This window comes from Pseudomonas glycinae, from assembly GCF_001594225.2.
Taxonomy (GTDB): Bacteria; Pseudomonadota; Gammaproteobacteria; order Pseudomonadales; family Pseudomonadaceae; genus Aquipseudomonas; species Aquipseudomonas glycinae.
In genome coordinates this window covers 1,522,919-1,538,094 of record NZ_CP014205.2, presented here as the reverse complement: position 1 = coordinate 1,538,094, position 15,176 = coordinate 1,522,919, and the positions used below count along the sequence as shown (strand labels likewise).

13 protein-coding genes are annotated in these 15,176 nt (G+C 60.6%); 11 read left to right on the top strand and 2 right to left on the bottom strand.

Annotation, left to right across the window (positions count from 1 at the left end):
• Positions 1–39: 39 nt before the first annotated feature.
• The 11 genes from AWU82_RS06925 to AWU82_RS06875 all read left to right on the top strand — a co-directional run bounded on the left by AWU82_RS06925 (position 40) and on the right by AWU82_RS06875 (position 13,147).
• Positions 40–864: an ABC transporter substrate-binding protein gene (locus tag AWU82_RS06925; RefSeq protein WP_064381508.1), complete on the top strand. Its 825-nt coding sequence runs from the start codon at positions 40–42 to the stop codon at positions 862–864.
• A 128-nt stretch (positions 865–992) separates the two neighbouring features.
• A complete protein-coding gene (locus AWU82_RS06920) occupies positions 993–1,838 on the top strand; it encodes a polysaccharide deacetylase family protein (protein WP_011334267.1) in 846 nt (281 codons plus the stop codon).
• A complete protein-coding gene (locus AWU82_RS06915) occupies positions 1,831–2,721 on the top strand; it encodes a polysaccharide deacetylase family protein (RefSeq protein ID WP_064381507.1) in 891 nt (296 codons plus the stop codon). Before AWU82_RS06920 ends, AWU82_RS06915 begins: the two co-directional genes overlap by 8 nt.
• Positions 2,718–4,070 carry an MmgE/PrpD family protein gene (locus tag AWU82_RS06910; protein ID WP_064381506.1) on the top strand — a complete coding sequence of 451 codons (1,353 nt, stop codon included), beginning with the start codon at positions 2,718–2,720 and terminating at the stop codon, positions 4,068–4,070. Before AWU82_RS06915 ends, AWU82_RS06910 begins: the two co-directional genes overlap by 4 nt.
• 187 nt (positions 4,071–4,257) lie before the next feature.
• Complete coding sequence (locus tag AWU82_RS06905) at positions 4,258–5,436, top strand: MFS transporter (RefSeq protein ID WP_064381503.1); 1,179 nt, start codon at positions 4,258–4,260, stop codon at positions 5,434–5,436.
• A gap of 157 nt (positions 5,437–5,593) precedes the next feature.
• Positions 5,594–6,289, top strand: coding sequence for an HPP family protein (locus AWU82_RS06900; protein ID WP_064381500.1), 696 nt, complete (start codon positions 5,594–5,596; stop codon positions 6,287–6,289).
• A gap of 357 nt (positions 6,290–6,646) precedes the next feature.
• Positions 6,647–9,463: a cytochrome P450 gene (locus AWU82_RS06895; RefSeq protein ID WP_085654165.1), complete on the top strand. Its 2,817-nt coding sequence runs from the start codon at positions 6,647–6,649 to the stop codon at positions 9,461–9,463.
• A 3-nt stretch (positions 9,464–9,466) separates the two neighbouring features.
• Positions 9,467–9,871: a RidA family protein gene (locus AWU82_RS06890; protein WP_064381497.1), complete on the top strand. Its 405-nt coding sequence runs from the start codon at positions 9,467–9,469 to the stop codon at positions 9,869–9,871.
• Positions 9,864–10,718 (top strand): alpha/beta hydrolase, encoded by an 855-nt coding sequence (locus tag AWU82_RS06885; protein WP_064381495.1) that lies wholly within the window; start codon positions 9,864–9,866, stop codon positions 10,716–10,718. Before AWU82_RS06890 ends, AWU82_RS06885 begins: the two co-directional genes overlap by 8 nt.
• A 167-nt stretch (positions 10,719–10,885) precedes the next feature.
• Positions 10,886–11,992, top strand: a complete 1,107-nt coding sequence (locus tag AWU82_RS06880; RefSeq protein WP_064381494.1) for an enoyl-CoA hydratase/isomerase family protein — start codon at positions 10,886–10,888, stop codon at positions 11,990–11,992.
• A gap of 3 nt (positions 11,993–11,995) precedes the next feature.
• The gene (locus AWU82_RS06875) at positions 11,996–13,147 is read left to right on the top strand and encodes an acyl-CoA dehydrogenase family protein (protein WP_039768643.1); all 1,152 of its coding nucleotides are present in this window, start codon (positions 11,996–11,998) and stop codon (positions 13,145–13,147) included.
• Between the two features lie 106 nt (positions 13,148–13,253).
• Here AWU82_RS06875 and AWU82_RS06870 read toward each other — a convergent pair whose 3' ends face one another.
• On the bottom strand, positions 13,254–14,027 hold the full coding sequence (locus tag AWU82_RS06870; protein WP_064381493.1) for an enoyl-CoA hydratase: 774 nt from the start codon (positions 14,025–14,027) through the stop codon (positions 13,254–13,256).
• Between the two features lie 14 nt (positions 14,028–14,041).
• Complete coding sequence (locus AWU82_RS06865) at positions 14,042–15,169, bottom strand: acyl-CoA dehydrogenase (protein WP_064381492.1); 1,128 nt, start codon at positions 15,167–15,169, stop codon at positions 14,042–14,044.
• Positions 15,170–15,176 lie beyond the last annotated feature (7 nt).

Below are 15,176 nucleotides of genomic sequence, written 5' to 3'. Positions count from 1 at the left end.
GGCCCCTTTGGCCTTCACAACACTCATAAGAGAACGTCCATGAAGAACTTCGTCATTCCAGCAGTACTCACCTCCCTGATGTCTTGCGGTTTCGCCGTGGCCGCCGAGTTGCCGGCCAGCATCAAGGAAAAAGGCGAGATCGTCGTCGCGATCATGCCCAACTATCCGCCGATGGACTTCAAGGATCCGGCCACCAACAAGCTCACCGGCCTTGACTACGACCTGGGCAACGCCCTGGCCGAACGCCTCGGGGTGAAGATCAAGTGGCAGGAAACCGGCTTCGAGCAAATGATCAACGCCCTGACCACCGAGCGCGTGGACATGGTTCTGTCGGGCATGACCGACACCGCCGAGCGTCAGGCCAGCGTGACCTTCGTCGACTATTTCACCAGCGGCCCGCAGTTCTACACCTTGCAGAAGAACGCGGCGACCAACGAGATCATCGACCTGTGCGGCAAGAAAGTCGGCACCAGCCGCCGCACCACCTTCCCGGCGGAAATCGCTGCGTGGAGCAAGGAAAACTGTGAAGCCGCAGGCAAGCCTGCAATCAACGTGATCGGCACCGAAGGCTCGGCCGACGCCCGTGCGCAACTGCGCCAGAGCCGCATCGATGCGGCGATGCAGGGCAGCGAAACCCTGTCGTACCTCAAGACTCAGGAAAAGGACATGTACAAGACGGTCGGCCAGCCGATCTCCGTGCAGTTCACCGGGTTGGGTGTGAGCAAGAAGAAGCCGGAGCTGAGTGAAGCGGTGAAAGTGGCGTTGCAGAGCATGGTGGATGACGGCAGCTATGGCGCGATCCTGAAGAAGTGGGATCTGGAGCTGGGTGCGATCAAGGACGTGACCATTAACGCCGGCAAGTAACTGGTTCCTCTGTGGGAGCGGGCTTGCCCGCGATGGCGCTCGATCAGTCGACATCAATGTTGAATGTACCGGCCTCATCGCTGGCAAGCCAGCTCCCACAGGGGTCGTGAACAGTTGGAGAGTTATCGATGTCCTCCTTGCAACCCACCTGGCCCGACCAGCACAAAGCCTGCCTCGCCCTGGCCTTCGACCTCGACGGCCCGACCGGCGACGCCATGCTCAACAACTCGATCTGGCACAAACCCGAATACTTCGGCTTCGGCGGCTACGGCCCCTACCGCGCCCTGCCCCGCCTGCTCGACCTGCTCGACGCCTTCAAGATCCCGACCACCTTCTTCGTTCCCGCCTGGGTCGTGGAAAACTGGCCGAAACAGTGCCAGGCCATCGTCGAGCGCGGTCATGAAGTCGCCTACCACGGCTACAAACACGAATCCTTCTACGCCCTGACGCTGGACCAGCAGCAGGCCGTGATGAACAAATCCCGCGACGTGTTCTGGCAATACCTGCACATCCGCGCCGAGGGCTTTCGCACCCCTTCCGGCGACTGGCGCGCCGAAACCCCGGCGATGCTGGCCGACAACGGCGTCATCTATTCCAGCAGCATGCGCGGCGATGATCGCCCATACCTGGTCAACGTCCCCGGCCACGACACCCCGCTGGTGGAAATCCCCGGCCGCTGGGAAATGGATGACTACGCCTCCCTCGCCTACACCCGCGCACCGAACTTCCCGTCCGGCCTCGACCGCACCGCCAGCTACGAGCTGACCCTCGACAACTGGCAGCGCGAGTACGACGGGGCGATGGACGAAGGCCTGTGCCTGACCACCCTGTTCCACCCGAAAATCACCGGCAAACCGGGGCGCATCCTGTTGCTGGAGAAACTCTTCGAACACATGCGCCAGCGCGATGACGTGTGGTTCGCCACGTGCCGCGACGTTGCCCGCTGGTGGCTGAAGGAGCATCACCATGGCTGACTCCAGCAAACTCTGGCCCGCCGGCAAACGCTGCGCGGTGGTGCTGACCGTCGATTACAACGACATCCACGGCATTCTCACTCAGGCCCCAGAAGTCGCCGGGCGCGACAAGACACTGTCGGTGTGGCGCTACGGCACCCAACGCGGCGTCGAGCGATTGCTCGGCCTGTTCAGGGCACTCGGGGTGCGCAGCAGCTGGTTCGTGCCCGGCATTGTCGCCGAGGAAAACCCGCAGCAGATCACCGCGATTCAGGCTGACGGCCATGAAATCGCCTGCGCCGGTTACCGCCACCAGGATTACGACACGCTGGATCTGCCGGCGCAGAGCGCGGAAGTCGCCAAGGGTTGTGCAGCGCTGAAAACATTAACCGGCGTGCATCCCACCGGGTTCCGGATTCCTGCGGGTAACGGCGCGCCGGGCTTCATCGAAGCCTTGAAAGATCACGGCATTCTCTGGTCGTCATCTTGGCGTGGCGATGACCTGCCGTTCTTGCATCCGACGGCGCCGGAAGTGGTCGAGCTGCCGCTGCATTACGAACTGGAAGACGAGCCTTACTTCGCCTTCAACCTGAGCCCGGCCGTGCCGCCGGCGCAATCGCGGATCGCCTCTTACAGCCACACCCTGGGCAACCTGCAAATGGACTTCGCCGGATTCCACCGTTTCGGCCTGTGCTATGTGCTGCGCCTGCACCCGGAAATCATCGCTACGCCCGGGCGCATCGGCGTGTTGCGCGAATTGCTACAGGGCATTCAGCAACACGACGACGTGTGGATCGCCACCGGTGCCGAAGTCGCGCAGTGGTGGGCGCAAACGGCGGCGCCGGTCGCGCAGGATCATCCGGCGTCGGTGTATGAGCGCCATTATCGGGACTACCTCGAATGACGGAACGCATGCAGCGGCTGGCGCGGTTTTGCGTCGAAACGCGGTTTGAAGATCTGCCGCCAGCGTTGGTGGAACAGGCCAAGCGGCACATTCTCGACACCTTTGGTGCAGCACTGGCCGGGGCCGACAGTGCGGTGGCGCTTCAGGCGCGGCAGGTGTTCGGCGCCGAGCCGGGCACCGCGCTGGTCTGGGGTTCGTCGTTGCGCGTCGGTGCGGGGCATGCGGCGTTGCTCAACGGCATCGCCGCCCACGCGCTGGAGCTGGACGACACCGGCGGGTGCGATCACTCCGGCGCGGTAGTGCTGCCGGCGGTGATGGCCGCGCTGTCGCTGGTGGATCGGGCGGTGGACGGTCGTGAGTTCATCACCTCCGTGGTGATCGGCTACGAAATCGGCCGGCGGGTGCTGGAAGCCTGCGGCAGTTATTCGGCGCACAACGGCGCCGGCTGGCATTCCACCGCCACTTGCGGCGTGTTCGGCGCGGCGGCGGCCTGTGCGCGGATATTTACACTGGATGTCGGGCAAACCGTGTCGACGCTGGGCATCGCTGGCAGTTTCAGCGGTGGGTTGTGGGCGTTCATCCATGACGGTTCGCAAAGCAAGAAACTGCACAGTGGCCGGGCGGCCGAGGGTGGCTTGCTCGCCGCGCGTTTTGCCCGCGAAGGCGTCAGCGGGCCGTCGGTGTTGTTCGAGGATGTCTGGGGTGGATTTCTCAAAACCCTCGCACCGGGCAGCTCGCAACCGGATGCGCTGGATGCCGAATTGGGCCAGGTGTGGAAACTCGCGCGCTGTTCGATCAAACCCTACGCCGCATGTCGTGGCACCCATTCGTCCATCGATGCACTCGGATTGTTGCTGGAGCAATTGCAGGTCAGCGCGGATCAGGTGGAGGACGTGCAGGTCAACCTGTGCGGGTTTCTGCTCGACATGTGCGGCGGCCGCGACACCCGCAGTCTGGCCGCTGCGCAGATGAGCCTGCCCTACGCCCTCGCCGCGCGACTGGTGCACGGTCATTGCCGATTGGAGGCTTACGACGAACAGCCGCGCAACGATCCGCCCATTGCCCACTGGCTGACGCGCATTCGCCTTGAAGTGGATGAGCGACTGTCGGAGGATGGCGAGCCGGTGGTCGTCGTGCGAACCCGCGACGGGCGTGAGGCGAGTCTGTGTGTCGAGATTCCGCTGGGCGCGCCGGGCAATCCGCTGAGCGAGGCGACGCTGGAGGAGAAGTTTTTCAGTCTGGCGTTGCGGGTGTTGGCGCAGGAAACGGCCGAAGTCTTGCTCGATCAACTGCGGCGGCTCGATACGCTGGATTCGGTGGCTGGTCTGGAACGGTGGCTGATGGAATGAATGTGTCGTTTGAACTGGCCTCATCGCTGGCAAGCCAGCTCCCACAGGATTTTGTTTCGTACACAGCATCTGTGTTCACCGAAATATCCTGTGGGAGCTGCGGTGCGACGATTCGACTTGCCAGCGATGAGGCCACGCGGTTTCCAGTCGAGCAAAATACTATCTGAATAAGGACATTTGATTTTCCGTGGCCACCTACTCGCTCGTTATCCGCCGCCTGATGATCGTCTCGCTGACCATCGTCGTCAGCCGCGCCATCACCAGTCCGTTGCTCACCTTGTTCCTGAGTAACAAGCTCGGCCTCAACCAACAGGACGTCGGGTTGTTGCTGGGCATCGCGGTGTTCATCGCCACCCTGCTTGCGCTTTACGGCGGCTACATCATCGACCGGCTCGAGAAGCGCCGGTTGCTGATTCTGGCAATGCTCTCCAGCGCCATCGGCTTCGTACTGCTGACCTTCGCCAAAGACCTGTACCTGACGACCGCCACCCTGGTCATCACTGAAACCGCCTCGGCGTTGTTCCTGATCGGCTCCAAGGCGATCCTCAGTGAAAACCTGCCCATGGGTCAGCGGGCCAAGGCGTTTTCCCTGCGCTACACGCTAACCAACATCGGCTACGCCACGGGCCCGATGCTCGGCGTGGTCATCGCCGGGGTCTACCCGATTGCGCCGTTCCTGATAGCCGCCGGCATTGCTTTCGGCAGCATCTTCCTGATGATCGGGATTCCCAAGGATGCCAGCCCGGTCGCCGCCATCGGCCAGCCGCAAAGCTTTCTGAAAACCCTGATCACCCTGAAAAACGACCGCACGTTGATCATGTTCACCTGCGGCTGCCTGCTCAGCACCGTGGTTCACGGGCGTTTCACGTTGTACCTGTCGCAATACCTGCTGGTGGTCGAGGATTCGCAGCGCGCGTTGCAAACCATGGCCGCCCTGCTCGCCTGCAACGCCATCGCGGTAATCCTGTTGCAGTACCAGATCGGCCGCTTCCTCAACCGGGAGAAACTGCGCTACTGGATCGCCGCCGGTACCAGCCTGTTCATCCTCGGTTTGATTGGTTTCAGCCTGGCCGACAGCTTGGTGAGCTGGTGCATCGCGATGTTCATCTTCACCCTCGGCGAGATGATCATTTACCCGTCGGAATTCCTGTTCGTCGACACCCTGGCCCCGGAAGAACTGCGCGGCAGCTATTACGGCGCGCAGAACCTCGCGGCGCTGGGCGGCGCGCTGAGCCCGGTGATCTGCGGTTTCCTGCTGATGCACACGCCGGCGCCGACCATGTTCTACGCCCTCAGCGCACTGACGGCGATGGGCGGCTTCCTGTGTTTCATGAGCGGGCGGCGCGTGGCTTTACTTCACAAATAATGCACTGAAACTGCATTTATATGAATTTGTCAGCATCGTGATTGATTGGCACACTGTGCGCGTTCCTCCCCCAATAGTTGGAACACTTCGAAGGACTTTCCGCGCTTACGGACAAGTCCTTTTTTTTGCCCTGAATTTCGCAAAGGATCGATTCTGCATGCTCGCTCGCTGGTTGCCCGCCGCCATCAACACCCGCCCCACCGAATGGAGCCGCGCCGCCATCGGCATGGCGCTGGGCACGTTGTTCAGCGTATGGGCGTGCAGTCAGGTGTTCGGCATTGAAGTGGCTCACCACTTGATCGGCCCGCTGGGCGCCTCGGCGGTGTTGCTGTTCGCGGTGTCCTCCGGCGCCCTCGCCCAGCCGTGGTCGATCATCGGCGGCTACCTGTGTGCAGGCGTGGTCGCGTTGCTGGTGGCCCACGTCCTCGGCCGAACCCTCGGCAGCGCGTGCCTGGCGGCGGGCATGGCACTGATCCTGATGTGCTGGCTGCGCTGCCTGCACCCACCGGCCGGCGCCGTCGCGTTGACCATGGTGCTGGCCGACCCGATGACCATCGCCATGGACTGGAAAGCCCTGGAACCGGTGATGCTCAGCGCCGCCTGCCTGCTGCTGGCCGCACTGGCCTACAACAACCTCACCCGCATCCGCTACCCGAAACGCCCCGCCGAACCGGCGCCGGCCGTGGCGCCGGTGGATATTCAGTCCATTACGGCCGAGGATCTGAAACTGGCACTGGCGGACATGGAGGCGTTTATCGATGTCACGCCGGAGGATCTGGAACAGTTGATTCATGCCAGTGAACGGCACGCCAAGCGGCGGAGCATTGGTGAAGTGCTGGGTGGTCGCAGGTAATACGTGATCCGACCGAAGGTTGTCGAACGCCCTTGCCAAGACATGACCAACGACTACCTTTCAGCTTTGTACCGCACAGATTTGTCTGCCTTTCACTTGGAAGTCTGGCCCGCTGTAATGTCCAGTAGCGATGACATCGGTAGTCTGGCTATGGAAAAACGCTCAACGTTGTTGAGAAGCGAGCTGGCTTTGCGCTTTGACTGAAACGTTACTTTCCTCAAACACCGCATTTCTGCGTAACCAGCAGTCCGCCCAAATGCCCCGCCTGTAGCATGCGGGCACGTGTGTTTTTCGCCAGCTCCGTGAATCTGGTGGTTTTCGAATCCATGGTTTCGAAATCTGCGAGAGGACCGTTTCATGAGCGACCCATTGCTGAAGTTGCTGCAAAAGCCCCTGTTCGACCCCGAAAAGCGCCATCGCGTGTCTCTGCGCGAATACATGGATCTGAATATCGATCGGATGCGCGCAATCATCGGCAACGGTCTCATGACCAATGCCATGTGGCTGAGCCAACCCCGTCAGTCTGAATTCCGGTTGATGCTTGAACGTGCAGCATTGATCGGTGCCGTGGATTACTCCCTGCTTGCCTGCATCGTCGACCACTTCATTGCCGGCGACGCATTTTTTGCACACGGCAGTCAGCACCAGATTGCGCAGTACCACCAGGAAATCTGCCAACTGAAAGCGGTTTACGCCTTTGGTTGCACGGAGATCGCCAGCGGCTCCGATGTGGCTAACCTGCAAACCACGATCAACTACGACCCACACAAACATTGCCTGATTTTGAACTCACCCACGCCGCAGTCCTGCAAGTTCTGGATAGGCAACGCATTGCACGCGGCGGTGGTGGTCATGGTGCTGGGACGTCTGATCGTCAAGGGTGTGGATGAGGGCTTGCACTGGTTTCGGGTACGAATTCGCGAGGAAGAGAATGGCCCGCTCCTGCCAGGTGTCAGGATCACCACCTGCGATCCCAAGGGAGGGATTCACGCCAATCAAGTTGCCGGCATCCGTTTTTGCAACATGAAGCTGCCACTCGACGCACTGATGCAACACTATGCCAGGTTTTCTGCGCAAGGCGTTTTCAGCAGTGAGATCCCGCCAAAGGATCGCCTGAAAAGCGCTATGCAGACATTCATCCAGGAGCGCCTGTTCCTCATCGCTGGCGCCCGTGGTGCCGCCAGCATGTGTGTTTATCTGGCGTACCGTTTCGCTTGCCATCGCCTGGTCAAGGGGAACGAGGGAAGCCAGTCTCTCCTGACCAAGGCACTTTTCCGACAACGGCTGTATGCCGAACAACTTAAGGTATTGGCCCTGAAGTTGCTGGAGCAGGCGGTTCTGTCGCGGTTCGAAGCGTGCTGGCATCAGCCAGCACGGCGAAAGGAGCTGCATATTCTCGCCGCTGTCGTCAAAAGTGTCGGCACCTGGCTGGGGCTCGAAGTCATGAGTGCATGCAGGGAGCTTTGTGGTTCGCAAGGCTTCCACCATCACAACCGAATTGTCACTTTGGTCATGGATCACGGCATCAGCACCACCTTCGCGGGCGATAACAACATCCTGTGCTGTCAGGTTGCACGGGACGCCATCAACCGGCCACGATTTGCCAACGAGAACATCGCCCAGCGAATTGAATCGCTGATTGTCGATCAGTGTCGCCGTGCCGGCGATTTTTCCCATCGCCAGGCGGTTGCGCTCACCTATGCTCGAGCGCTGGATCTGATCATCAATGAGGGTAAACACCATCCGCTCGTGTCATCCGAGATATTCGAAGACATCGTCCACGTCTTTTCGCCGAAACTTTACGAATGGGAGCTTGTTGCCAGCACCAAGCTGGAGCAGAACGCCACCGAAGCTCAACTGATCTTGTTAAACAAGCTGCTCAAACCGCCGTCAGAGCTGGTCAGGGCCCCCATCGACAAAAAGAACTACGTAAAGCACTTCACAAAACCGCTGTACGACAACAAGCCGGACTTCTCGAACCGCAACACGATTCGTAACCCTTACCGGGCGTATACGTGGCTGCGAAAACATCAGCCGGTGTACTGGTGCGAACACTTACAGGCCTGGTTTTTGACCCGTTATTGCGATGTCATCGCCGCACAGGCCGATTCCCGACGATTTTCTTCAAACCGCATGCAACAACTGATCAACGCACGTGTACCTGAAAACAAGCGCACGCATCTGAACGAATTCATCAAGCTGGCGTCCAGGTGGATGTATTCCCAGGATGGCGATACTCACAAGGCCAGTCGCCACTTGCTGGGCAATGCCTTCACCCCTCGCTCCATCGAGGCCTTGCGGACAATCATTCAAGACATCACTGATCGAGAGCTGTCCCGCCTGCACGGACAGACCGATTTGAAGACCGCGCTCTTCGACCGGGTCCCCGCCCTGATTCTGGCCAGGCTTTACGGCATGAAGGATGACGAGGCATTGAGGCTTCGCCGCTGGACACGAGACATCGTCATGTTTCTAGGCGGCAGCCAGGACGCGGATCAGGGGCCGGACCAGGCTCTGGAAGGCATCAAGGAAATGTACGCCTTTTTCGCTGAGCTCATTGAACAACGGCGCAGGCAACCCAGGAATGATCTCGTGAGCCGGGTACTGGAGAGTGGCCAGAACAGCGACGCCAGTCTTGATGAAGTGCTGGCACAGATCGTGTTCATTCTGGTGGCGGGTTATACCACCAGCGCAGACCAGCTATGCCTCGGCCTGTTGCATTTACTGAAGCATCCCCAACAACTCGAAGCCCTGTTGGCAGACCCGACATTGATCGGCTCCTTCATTGAAGAAATGCTGCGCTTCGATCCTGCCGGCTCCCTGAGCCATCGGTTGCTGATGGAAGACGTCACCATCGATGACGTCACGATGAAAAAAGGACAGCTGGTTTACCTGATCCGGGCCTCCGCCAATCGTGATCCGGAAAAATTCCCCGATCCCGACAAATTCGACATTCGTCGTGCGAAGAACGAGCACCTGACGTTTGGAAGAGGTGAACATTTCTGCATGGGCACGGCGCTGTTCAGACTTGAGGCCGAGATTGTATTCAGCTCGCTGTTGAAACGCTTCCCCCACTTGCACCTCATCGCGCGGCGGCCTGCCACGTGGCGCAACAGCAACCTGCAGTTCCGGGGGTTGAAGACGCTTCCGGTCGATCTGGGAACAGGAGTCTGAACCATGAAATTCAAACGTGTTTATTCCGGAGCACCTTGGGAACGCCTTGCCGGTTACTGCAGAGCCGTGAAGGCTGGTAACACTATTCTGGTCGGAGGTACGGTGGCATTTCGCAAGAACGGCAAGCCCTTCAAACCCGGCGATGCCTATGCCCAGACACGGCGATGTCTGAAAATCATCGAACAGGCGCTAAAGCAACTGGGTGAGGATCGTACCCGCATCATTGCCACGCGCATGTACACCACCAACATGGATCTCTTGCCAGAAATCGCGCGGGCGCACAAAGCGTTTTTCGAAGGGCATCCACCGACGACAATGTTGCTGGAAGTCTCTCGACTGGTCAGCCCTGAATACGTTATCGAGATCGAGGCAGAGGCCCGTTCGGGCAAGGGCTGCGGCCGTGGATGAAACCTCGTTGACTGTAGAGGACGCCAGATCGGCGTTGCGTCAGGCGCAAGTCACCTGCGTTCATGATCTGGCGATCGAAAGCCATGGCCGGTCACTGCCGCTGCGTCTCTACGCGCCACCAGGCAAGGGGCCGTTTCCCGTGCTGGTTTTCTTCCATGGCGGTGGTTGGGTCACGGGAGACCTGGACACGCATGACGGGTTCTGTCGGTTGATGTGTGAGTGGGCTGGTTGCGCCGTCGTCGCCGTTGATTACGCCCGCCCTCCGGAACACTTGTTTCCGACAGCTCTGGAAGACTGCTGGACAGCTTTCAAGTGGGTGACACGTCAAGGCGCCGATTGCAAGCTGGATACTTCAAGCATTGCAGTCGCAGGGGGTGGTTCAGGAGGCGGGATGGCCGCCGTCATCAGCCAGCGCGACGCTAAATGTGACAAGCCATGTATATGCTTTCAACTGCTGCTTTACCCTTTGCTCGACTGTCACACTCGCCGCCGCTCCCACACGAGATTCGGGCAAGGATATGGACTGACTGTCGACCTGCTCGAATGGTACCTCGGCCAATACCTGCCACCCGGAACATCGCGCGTGGATACACGGCTGTCGCCCCTGCTCAGTGACTCGCTGCATGGATTGCCCCGGACAATGATCATCACCTGCGGACTTGATGTCCTGCGCGATGAAGGCCGTGCTTACGCTGCGCAACTGCGGGCCGCGGGTGTCACTGTCGAACACAAAGAGTTTTCAGGGATGCGCCACGGTTTCATGAACTACCCGGCCGCCCATGATGAGGCCCGACGAGCACTGCTGCTTTGCGCCCGAACCCTTCAGGCACAGCTTCGCGCAGAGTAATGAAAGGGACTCGAGTCAGCGTCTGCAAGCCGCTTTCCAGACAAGGCAAAAATGCAGACACCCCATGCACATATCCCCGTTGTACACGGCAAATTTGCACTGTTACGATCCGGTAACGCTCGCGCGCGAGCTTCTCGAATAAAGACAATAAAAGCAGGGAGTTAGTGATGACTGCTCAGGCTTCATCCCCGCGGACTTCGTCCATGGATGCCACGCCGCACGAAGTGCTGGCCGAGGTTCGCAATCACATCGGTCATCTGACCCTCAACCGCCCCGCCGGCCTCAATGCCCTGACCCTCGACATGGTGCGCCAGCTCCAGCAACACCTGGACGCCTGGGCCGCCGATGCCGATATCCACGCGGTCGTGCTGCGCGGTGCTGGCGAGAAAGCCTTCTGTGCCGGTGGCGACATTCGATCCCTGTACGACAGCCACAAAAGCGGCGACACGCTGCACGAAGATTTCTTCGTCGAGGAATACGCCCTCGACCTGACGATCCACCATTACCGCAAACCGGTGCTGGCGCTGATGGACGGTTTCGTCCTCGGCGGCGGCATGGGTCTGGTGCAAGGCGCCGATCTGCGGGTGGTCACCGAGAAGAGCCGTCTGGCGATGCCGGAAGTGGCGATCGGGTATTTCCCGGATGTCGGTGGCAGTTATTTCCTGCCACGGATTGCCGGCGAGCTGGGGATTTATCTGGGCGTCAGCGGCGTGCAGATCCGTGCGGCGGATGCGCTGTATTGCGGGCTGGCCGACTGGTATCTGGACAGCAGCAAACTCGGCATCCTCGACGAACAACTCGATCACCTGGAGTGGCACGACACGCCGCTTAAAGACCTGCAAAACCTGCTGGCCCGCCACGCCGTGCAAACCCTGCCGGATGCGCCGCTGGAAGCCTTGCGCCCGGCCATCGACCACTTCTTCGCGTTGCCGGACGTGCCGAGCATTGTCGAGCAACTGCGCGCCGTGACCGTCGCCGACAGCCATGAATGGGCGACCACCACCGCCGACCTGCTGGAAACTCGCTCGCCGCTGGCCATGGGCGTGACCCTGGAAATGCTGCGTCGCGGCCGCCACCTGAGCCTGGAACACTGCTTCGCCCTCGAACTGCATCTGGATCGCCAATGGTTCGAACGCGGCGACCTGATCGAAGGCGTCCGCGCCTTGCTGATCGACAAAGACAAATCACCACGCTGGAATCCGCCGACCCTGGCTGCACTGCACGCCGAACAGGTCGCGAGTTTCTTCCACGGTTTCGCTGAGAGCGGGAGCTGAGCCATGCACGATCTCGAATTGACTGAAGACCAGGTAATGATCCGCGACATGGCCCGGGACTTTGCCCGTGGCGAAATCGCCCCCCACGCGCAAGCCTGGGAAAAGGCCGGCTGGATCGATGACGGTCTGGTGGCGAAGATGGGCGAACTCGGCCTGCTGGGCATGGTGGTGCCGGAGGAATGGGGCGGCACTTACGTCGACTACGTGGCCTATGCGTTGGCGGTGGAAGAGATTTCCGCCGGCGACGGCGCCACCGGCGCCTTCATGAGCATCCACAACTCGGTGGGCTGCGGGCCGGTGCTCAATTACGGCAGCGAAGAACAGAAACAGACCTGGCTGGCGGATCTGGCCAGCGGTGCGGTGATCGGCTGCTTCTGCCTGACCGAGCCCCAGGCCGGCTCCGAAGCACACAACCTGCGCACCCGCGCCGAACTGCGCGACGGCCAATGGGTAATCAACGGCGCCAAGCAATTTGTCAGCAATGGCAAGCGGGCGAAACTGGCGATCGTGTTTGCGGTGACCGATCCGGATCTGGGCAAGCGCGGGATCTCGGCGTTTCTGGTGCCGACCGATACGCCGGGTTTCATCGTTGATCGCACCGAACACAAGATGGGCATCCGCGCCTCCGACACTTGCGCGGTGACCCTGAACAACTGCAGCATTCCCGAAGCCAATCTGCTGGGTGAACGCGGTAAAGGTCTGGCGATTGCCCTTTCCAACCTGGAAGGCGGACGTATCGGTATCGCCGCGCAAGCATTGGGCATCGCCCGTGCGGCGTTTGAAGCTGCACTGGGTTACGCCCGTGATCGGGTGCAGTTCGGCAAGGCGATTGTCGAGCACCAGAGCATCGCCAACCTGCTGGCGGACATGCAGATGCAGATCAACGCAGCACGCTTGATGATCCTGCACGCGGCGCGGCTGAGGACGGCGGGTAAGCCGTGTCTGTCGGAGGCTTCACAGGCCAAGCTGTTTGCTTCGGAAATGGCCGAGAAGGTGTGCTCGTCAGCGATTCAGATTCATGGCGGGTATGGGTATCTGGAGGATTACCCGGTTGAGAAGTACTACCGGGATGCGCGGATTACCCAGATTTACGAGGGGTCGAGCGAGATACAGCGGATGGTGATTGCTCGGGAGTTGAAGAACTATCAGCTCTAAAAGGCAAAAGCATCGCTGGCAAGCCAGCTCCCACAGAGATTGGTGTAAACCTCAGATCCAATGTGGGAGCTGGCTTGCCAGCGATGGCGTCAGTGAATACGCCGCGTTACTTGCCCTGGAACTCGGCAGGCCGCTTGGCCACAAACGCCGCCATCCCTTCCTTCTGATCCTGCGTTGCAAACGCCGCATGGAACACGCGGCGTTCGAAGCGCACGCCTTCAGTCAGATTCACTTCAAACGCGCGGTTGACGCTTTCCTTGACCATCATCGTAATCGGCAGCGATTTGCTGGCGATCACCGCCGCGACTTTCAGCGCTTCGTCCAGCAACTCGGCACTCGGCACGATCCGCGCGACGATGCCGCAGCGTTCGGCTTCCACCGCGTCGATCATGCGGCCGCTCAGGCACATTTCCATGGCCTTGGCCTTGCCCACCGCGCGGGTCAGGCGCTGGGTGCCGCCCATGCCCGGCAGCACGCCGAGGTTGATTTCCGGCTGGCCGAATTTGGCGTTGTCGCCGGCCAGGATGAAGTCGCACATCAGCGCCAGCTCACAGCCGCCGCCGAGGGCAAAACCGTTGACCGCGGCGATGATCGGCTTGCGCCGGTTGGCCACGCGATCGCTGTCGCTGAACAGGTCGTCCATGTAGATCTGCGGGTAGGTCAGATCGGCCATTTCCTTGATGTCGGCGCCGGCGGCAAAGGCTTTGGTCGAGCCGGTGATGACGATGCAGCCGATGTTCGCGTCGGCTTCAAACCCATCGAGCGCGCGATTCACTTCGCTGACCAGTTGCGCGTTGAGGGCATTCAGCGCCTGCGGGCGATTGAGGGTGATCAGGCCGACGCGGCCATGGGTTTCCAGCAAAATCGTTTCGTAACTCATGTGCAGATTCCTTTTCAAAGATTGCGCGAAATGACCATGCGCTGAATGTCGCTGGTGCCTTCGTAGATCTGGCAGACCCGCACGTCGCGGTAGATGCGCTCCAGCGGGAAGTCGTTGAGGTAACCGTAACCGCCGAGGGTTTGCAATGCCATCGAGCAGACCTTCTCGGCCATTTCCGAGGCGAACAGTTTGGCCATCGACGCCTCGACCAGTGCCGGCTGACCGCTGTCGCGCAGGGCGGCGGCGTAATGCACCATCTGCCGTGCCACGGCGATCTGGGTCGCCATGTCCGCCAAGCGGAACGCCACGGCCTGATGCTCGATGATCGGCTTGCCGAAAGTGTCACGTTCACGGGCGTAATCGCGGGCCGCTTCGAACGCGGCGCGGGCCATGCCCACCGATTGCGAAGCGATGCCGACGCGCCCGCCTTCGAGGTTGGCCAGGGCGATCTTGTAGCCCTCGCCCTCCTCGCCCAACCGGTTGGCTACCGGCACTTTCACGTCTTCGAACAGAATCTGGCAGGTGTCCGAGGCGTGCTGGCCGAGCTTGTCTTCGACGCGGGCGACTTTGTAGCCCGGCGAGTCGGTCGGCACGATGAACGAGCTGATCCCGCGCTTGCCGGCACTCGGATCAGTCACGGCAAACACGATCACGATCCCGGCGTTCTGCCCGGAAGTGATGAACTGTTTGCAGCCGTTGAGCACATAGTGATCGCCTTCCAGCCGAGCGCGGGTTTTCAGGCTGCTGGCATCGGAACCGGCCTGGGGTTCGGTCAACGCGAACGCGCCGAGCATCTCGCCGCTGGCCAGCGGCTTGAGGAAGCGTTCGCGCTGGTCGTCGTTGCCGAACTTGAGGATCGGCACGCAACCCACCGAGTTGTGCACGCTCATGATCGTCGAGCAGGCGCCGTCGCCGGCGGCGATTTCTTCCAGGGCCATGGCGTAGGCCAGGTAACCGGTGTCGCAACCGCCCCACTGCTCCGGCACCAGCATGCCGAAGAAGCCCAGCCCGGCCATTTCGCCGATGGCTTCTTTCGGAAAGCGGTGCTCGCGATCCCACTCGGCGGCGAACGGTTTGAGCCGTTCCTCGGCAAACTGCCGGGCCATGTCGCGGATTTGTTGTTGGTCGTCATTGGGAATCATGGCAAAT

Excerpts from the sequence above, each read along its gene's own strand:
- AWU82_RS06920 (WP_011334267.1), top strand. The coding sequence starts at position 993 with ATGTCCTCCTTGCAACCCACCTGGCCCGACCAGCACAAAGCCTGCCTC.
- AWU82_RS06870 (WP_064381493.1), bottom strand. The coding sequence starts at position 14,027 with ATGAGTTACGAAACGATTTTGCTGGAAACCCATGGCCGCGTCGGCCTG.
- AWU82_RS06875 (WP_039768643.1), top strand. The coding sequence starts at position 11,996 with ATGCACGATCTCGAATTGACTGAAGACCAGGTAATGATCCGCGACATG.
- AWU82_RS06925 (WP_064381508.1), top strand. The coding sequence starts at position 40 with ATGAAGAACTTCGTCATTCCAGCAGTACTCACCTCCCTGATGTCTTGC.
- AWU82_RS06895 (WP_085654165.1), top strand. The coding sequence starts at position 6,647 with ATGAGCGACCCATTGCTGAAGTTGCTGCAAAAGCCCCTGTTCGACCCC.
- AWU82_RS06865 (WP_064381492.1), bottom strand. The coding sequence starts at position 15,169 with ATGATTCCCAATGACGACCAACAACAAATCCGCGACATGGCCCGGCAG.
- AWU82_RS06900 (WP_064381500.1), top strand. The coding sequence starts at position 5,594 with ATGCTCGCTCGCTGGTTGCCCGCCGCCATCAACACCCGCCCCACCGAA.
- AWU82_RS06880 (WP_064381494.1), top strand. The coding sequence starts at position 10,886 with ATGACTGCTCAGGCTTCATCCCCGCGGACTTCGTCCATGGATGCCACG.
- AWU82_RS06910 (WP_064381506.1), top strand. The coding sequence starts at position 2,718 with ATGACGGAACGCATGCAGCGGCTGGCGCGGTTTTGCGTCGAAACGCGG.
- AWU82_RS06915 (WP_064381507.1), top strand. The coding sequence starts at position 1,831 with ATGGCTGACTCCAGCAAACTCTGGCCCGCCGGCAAACGCTGCGCGGTG.
- AWU82_RS06890 (WP_064381497.1), top strand. The coding sequence starts at position 9,467 with ATGAAATTCAAACGTGTTTATTCCGGAGCACCTTGGGAACGCCTTGCC.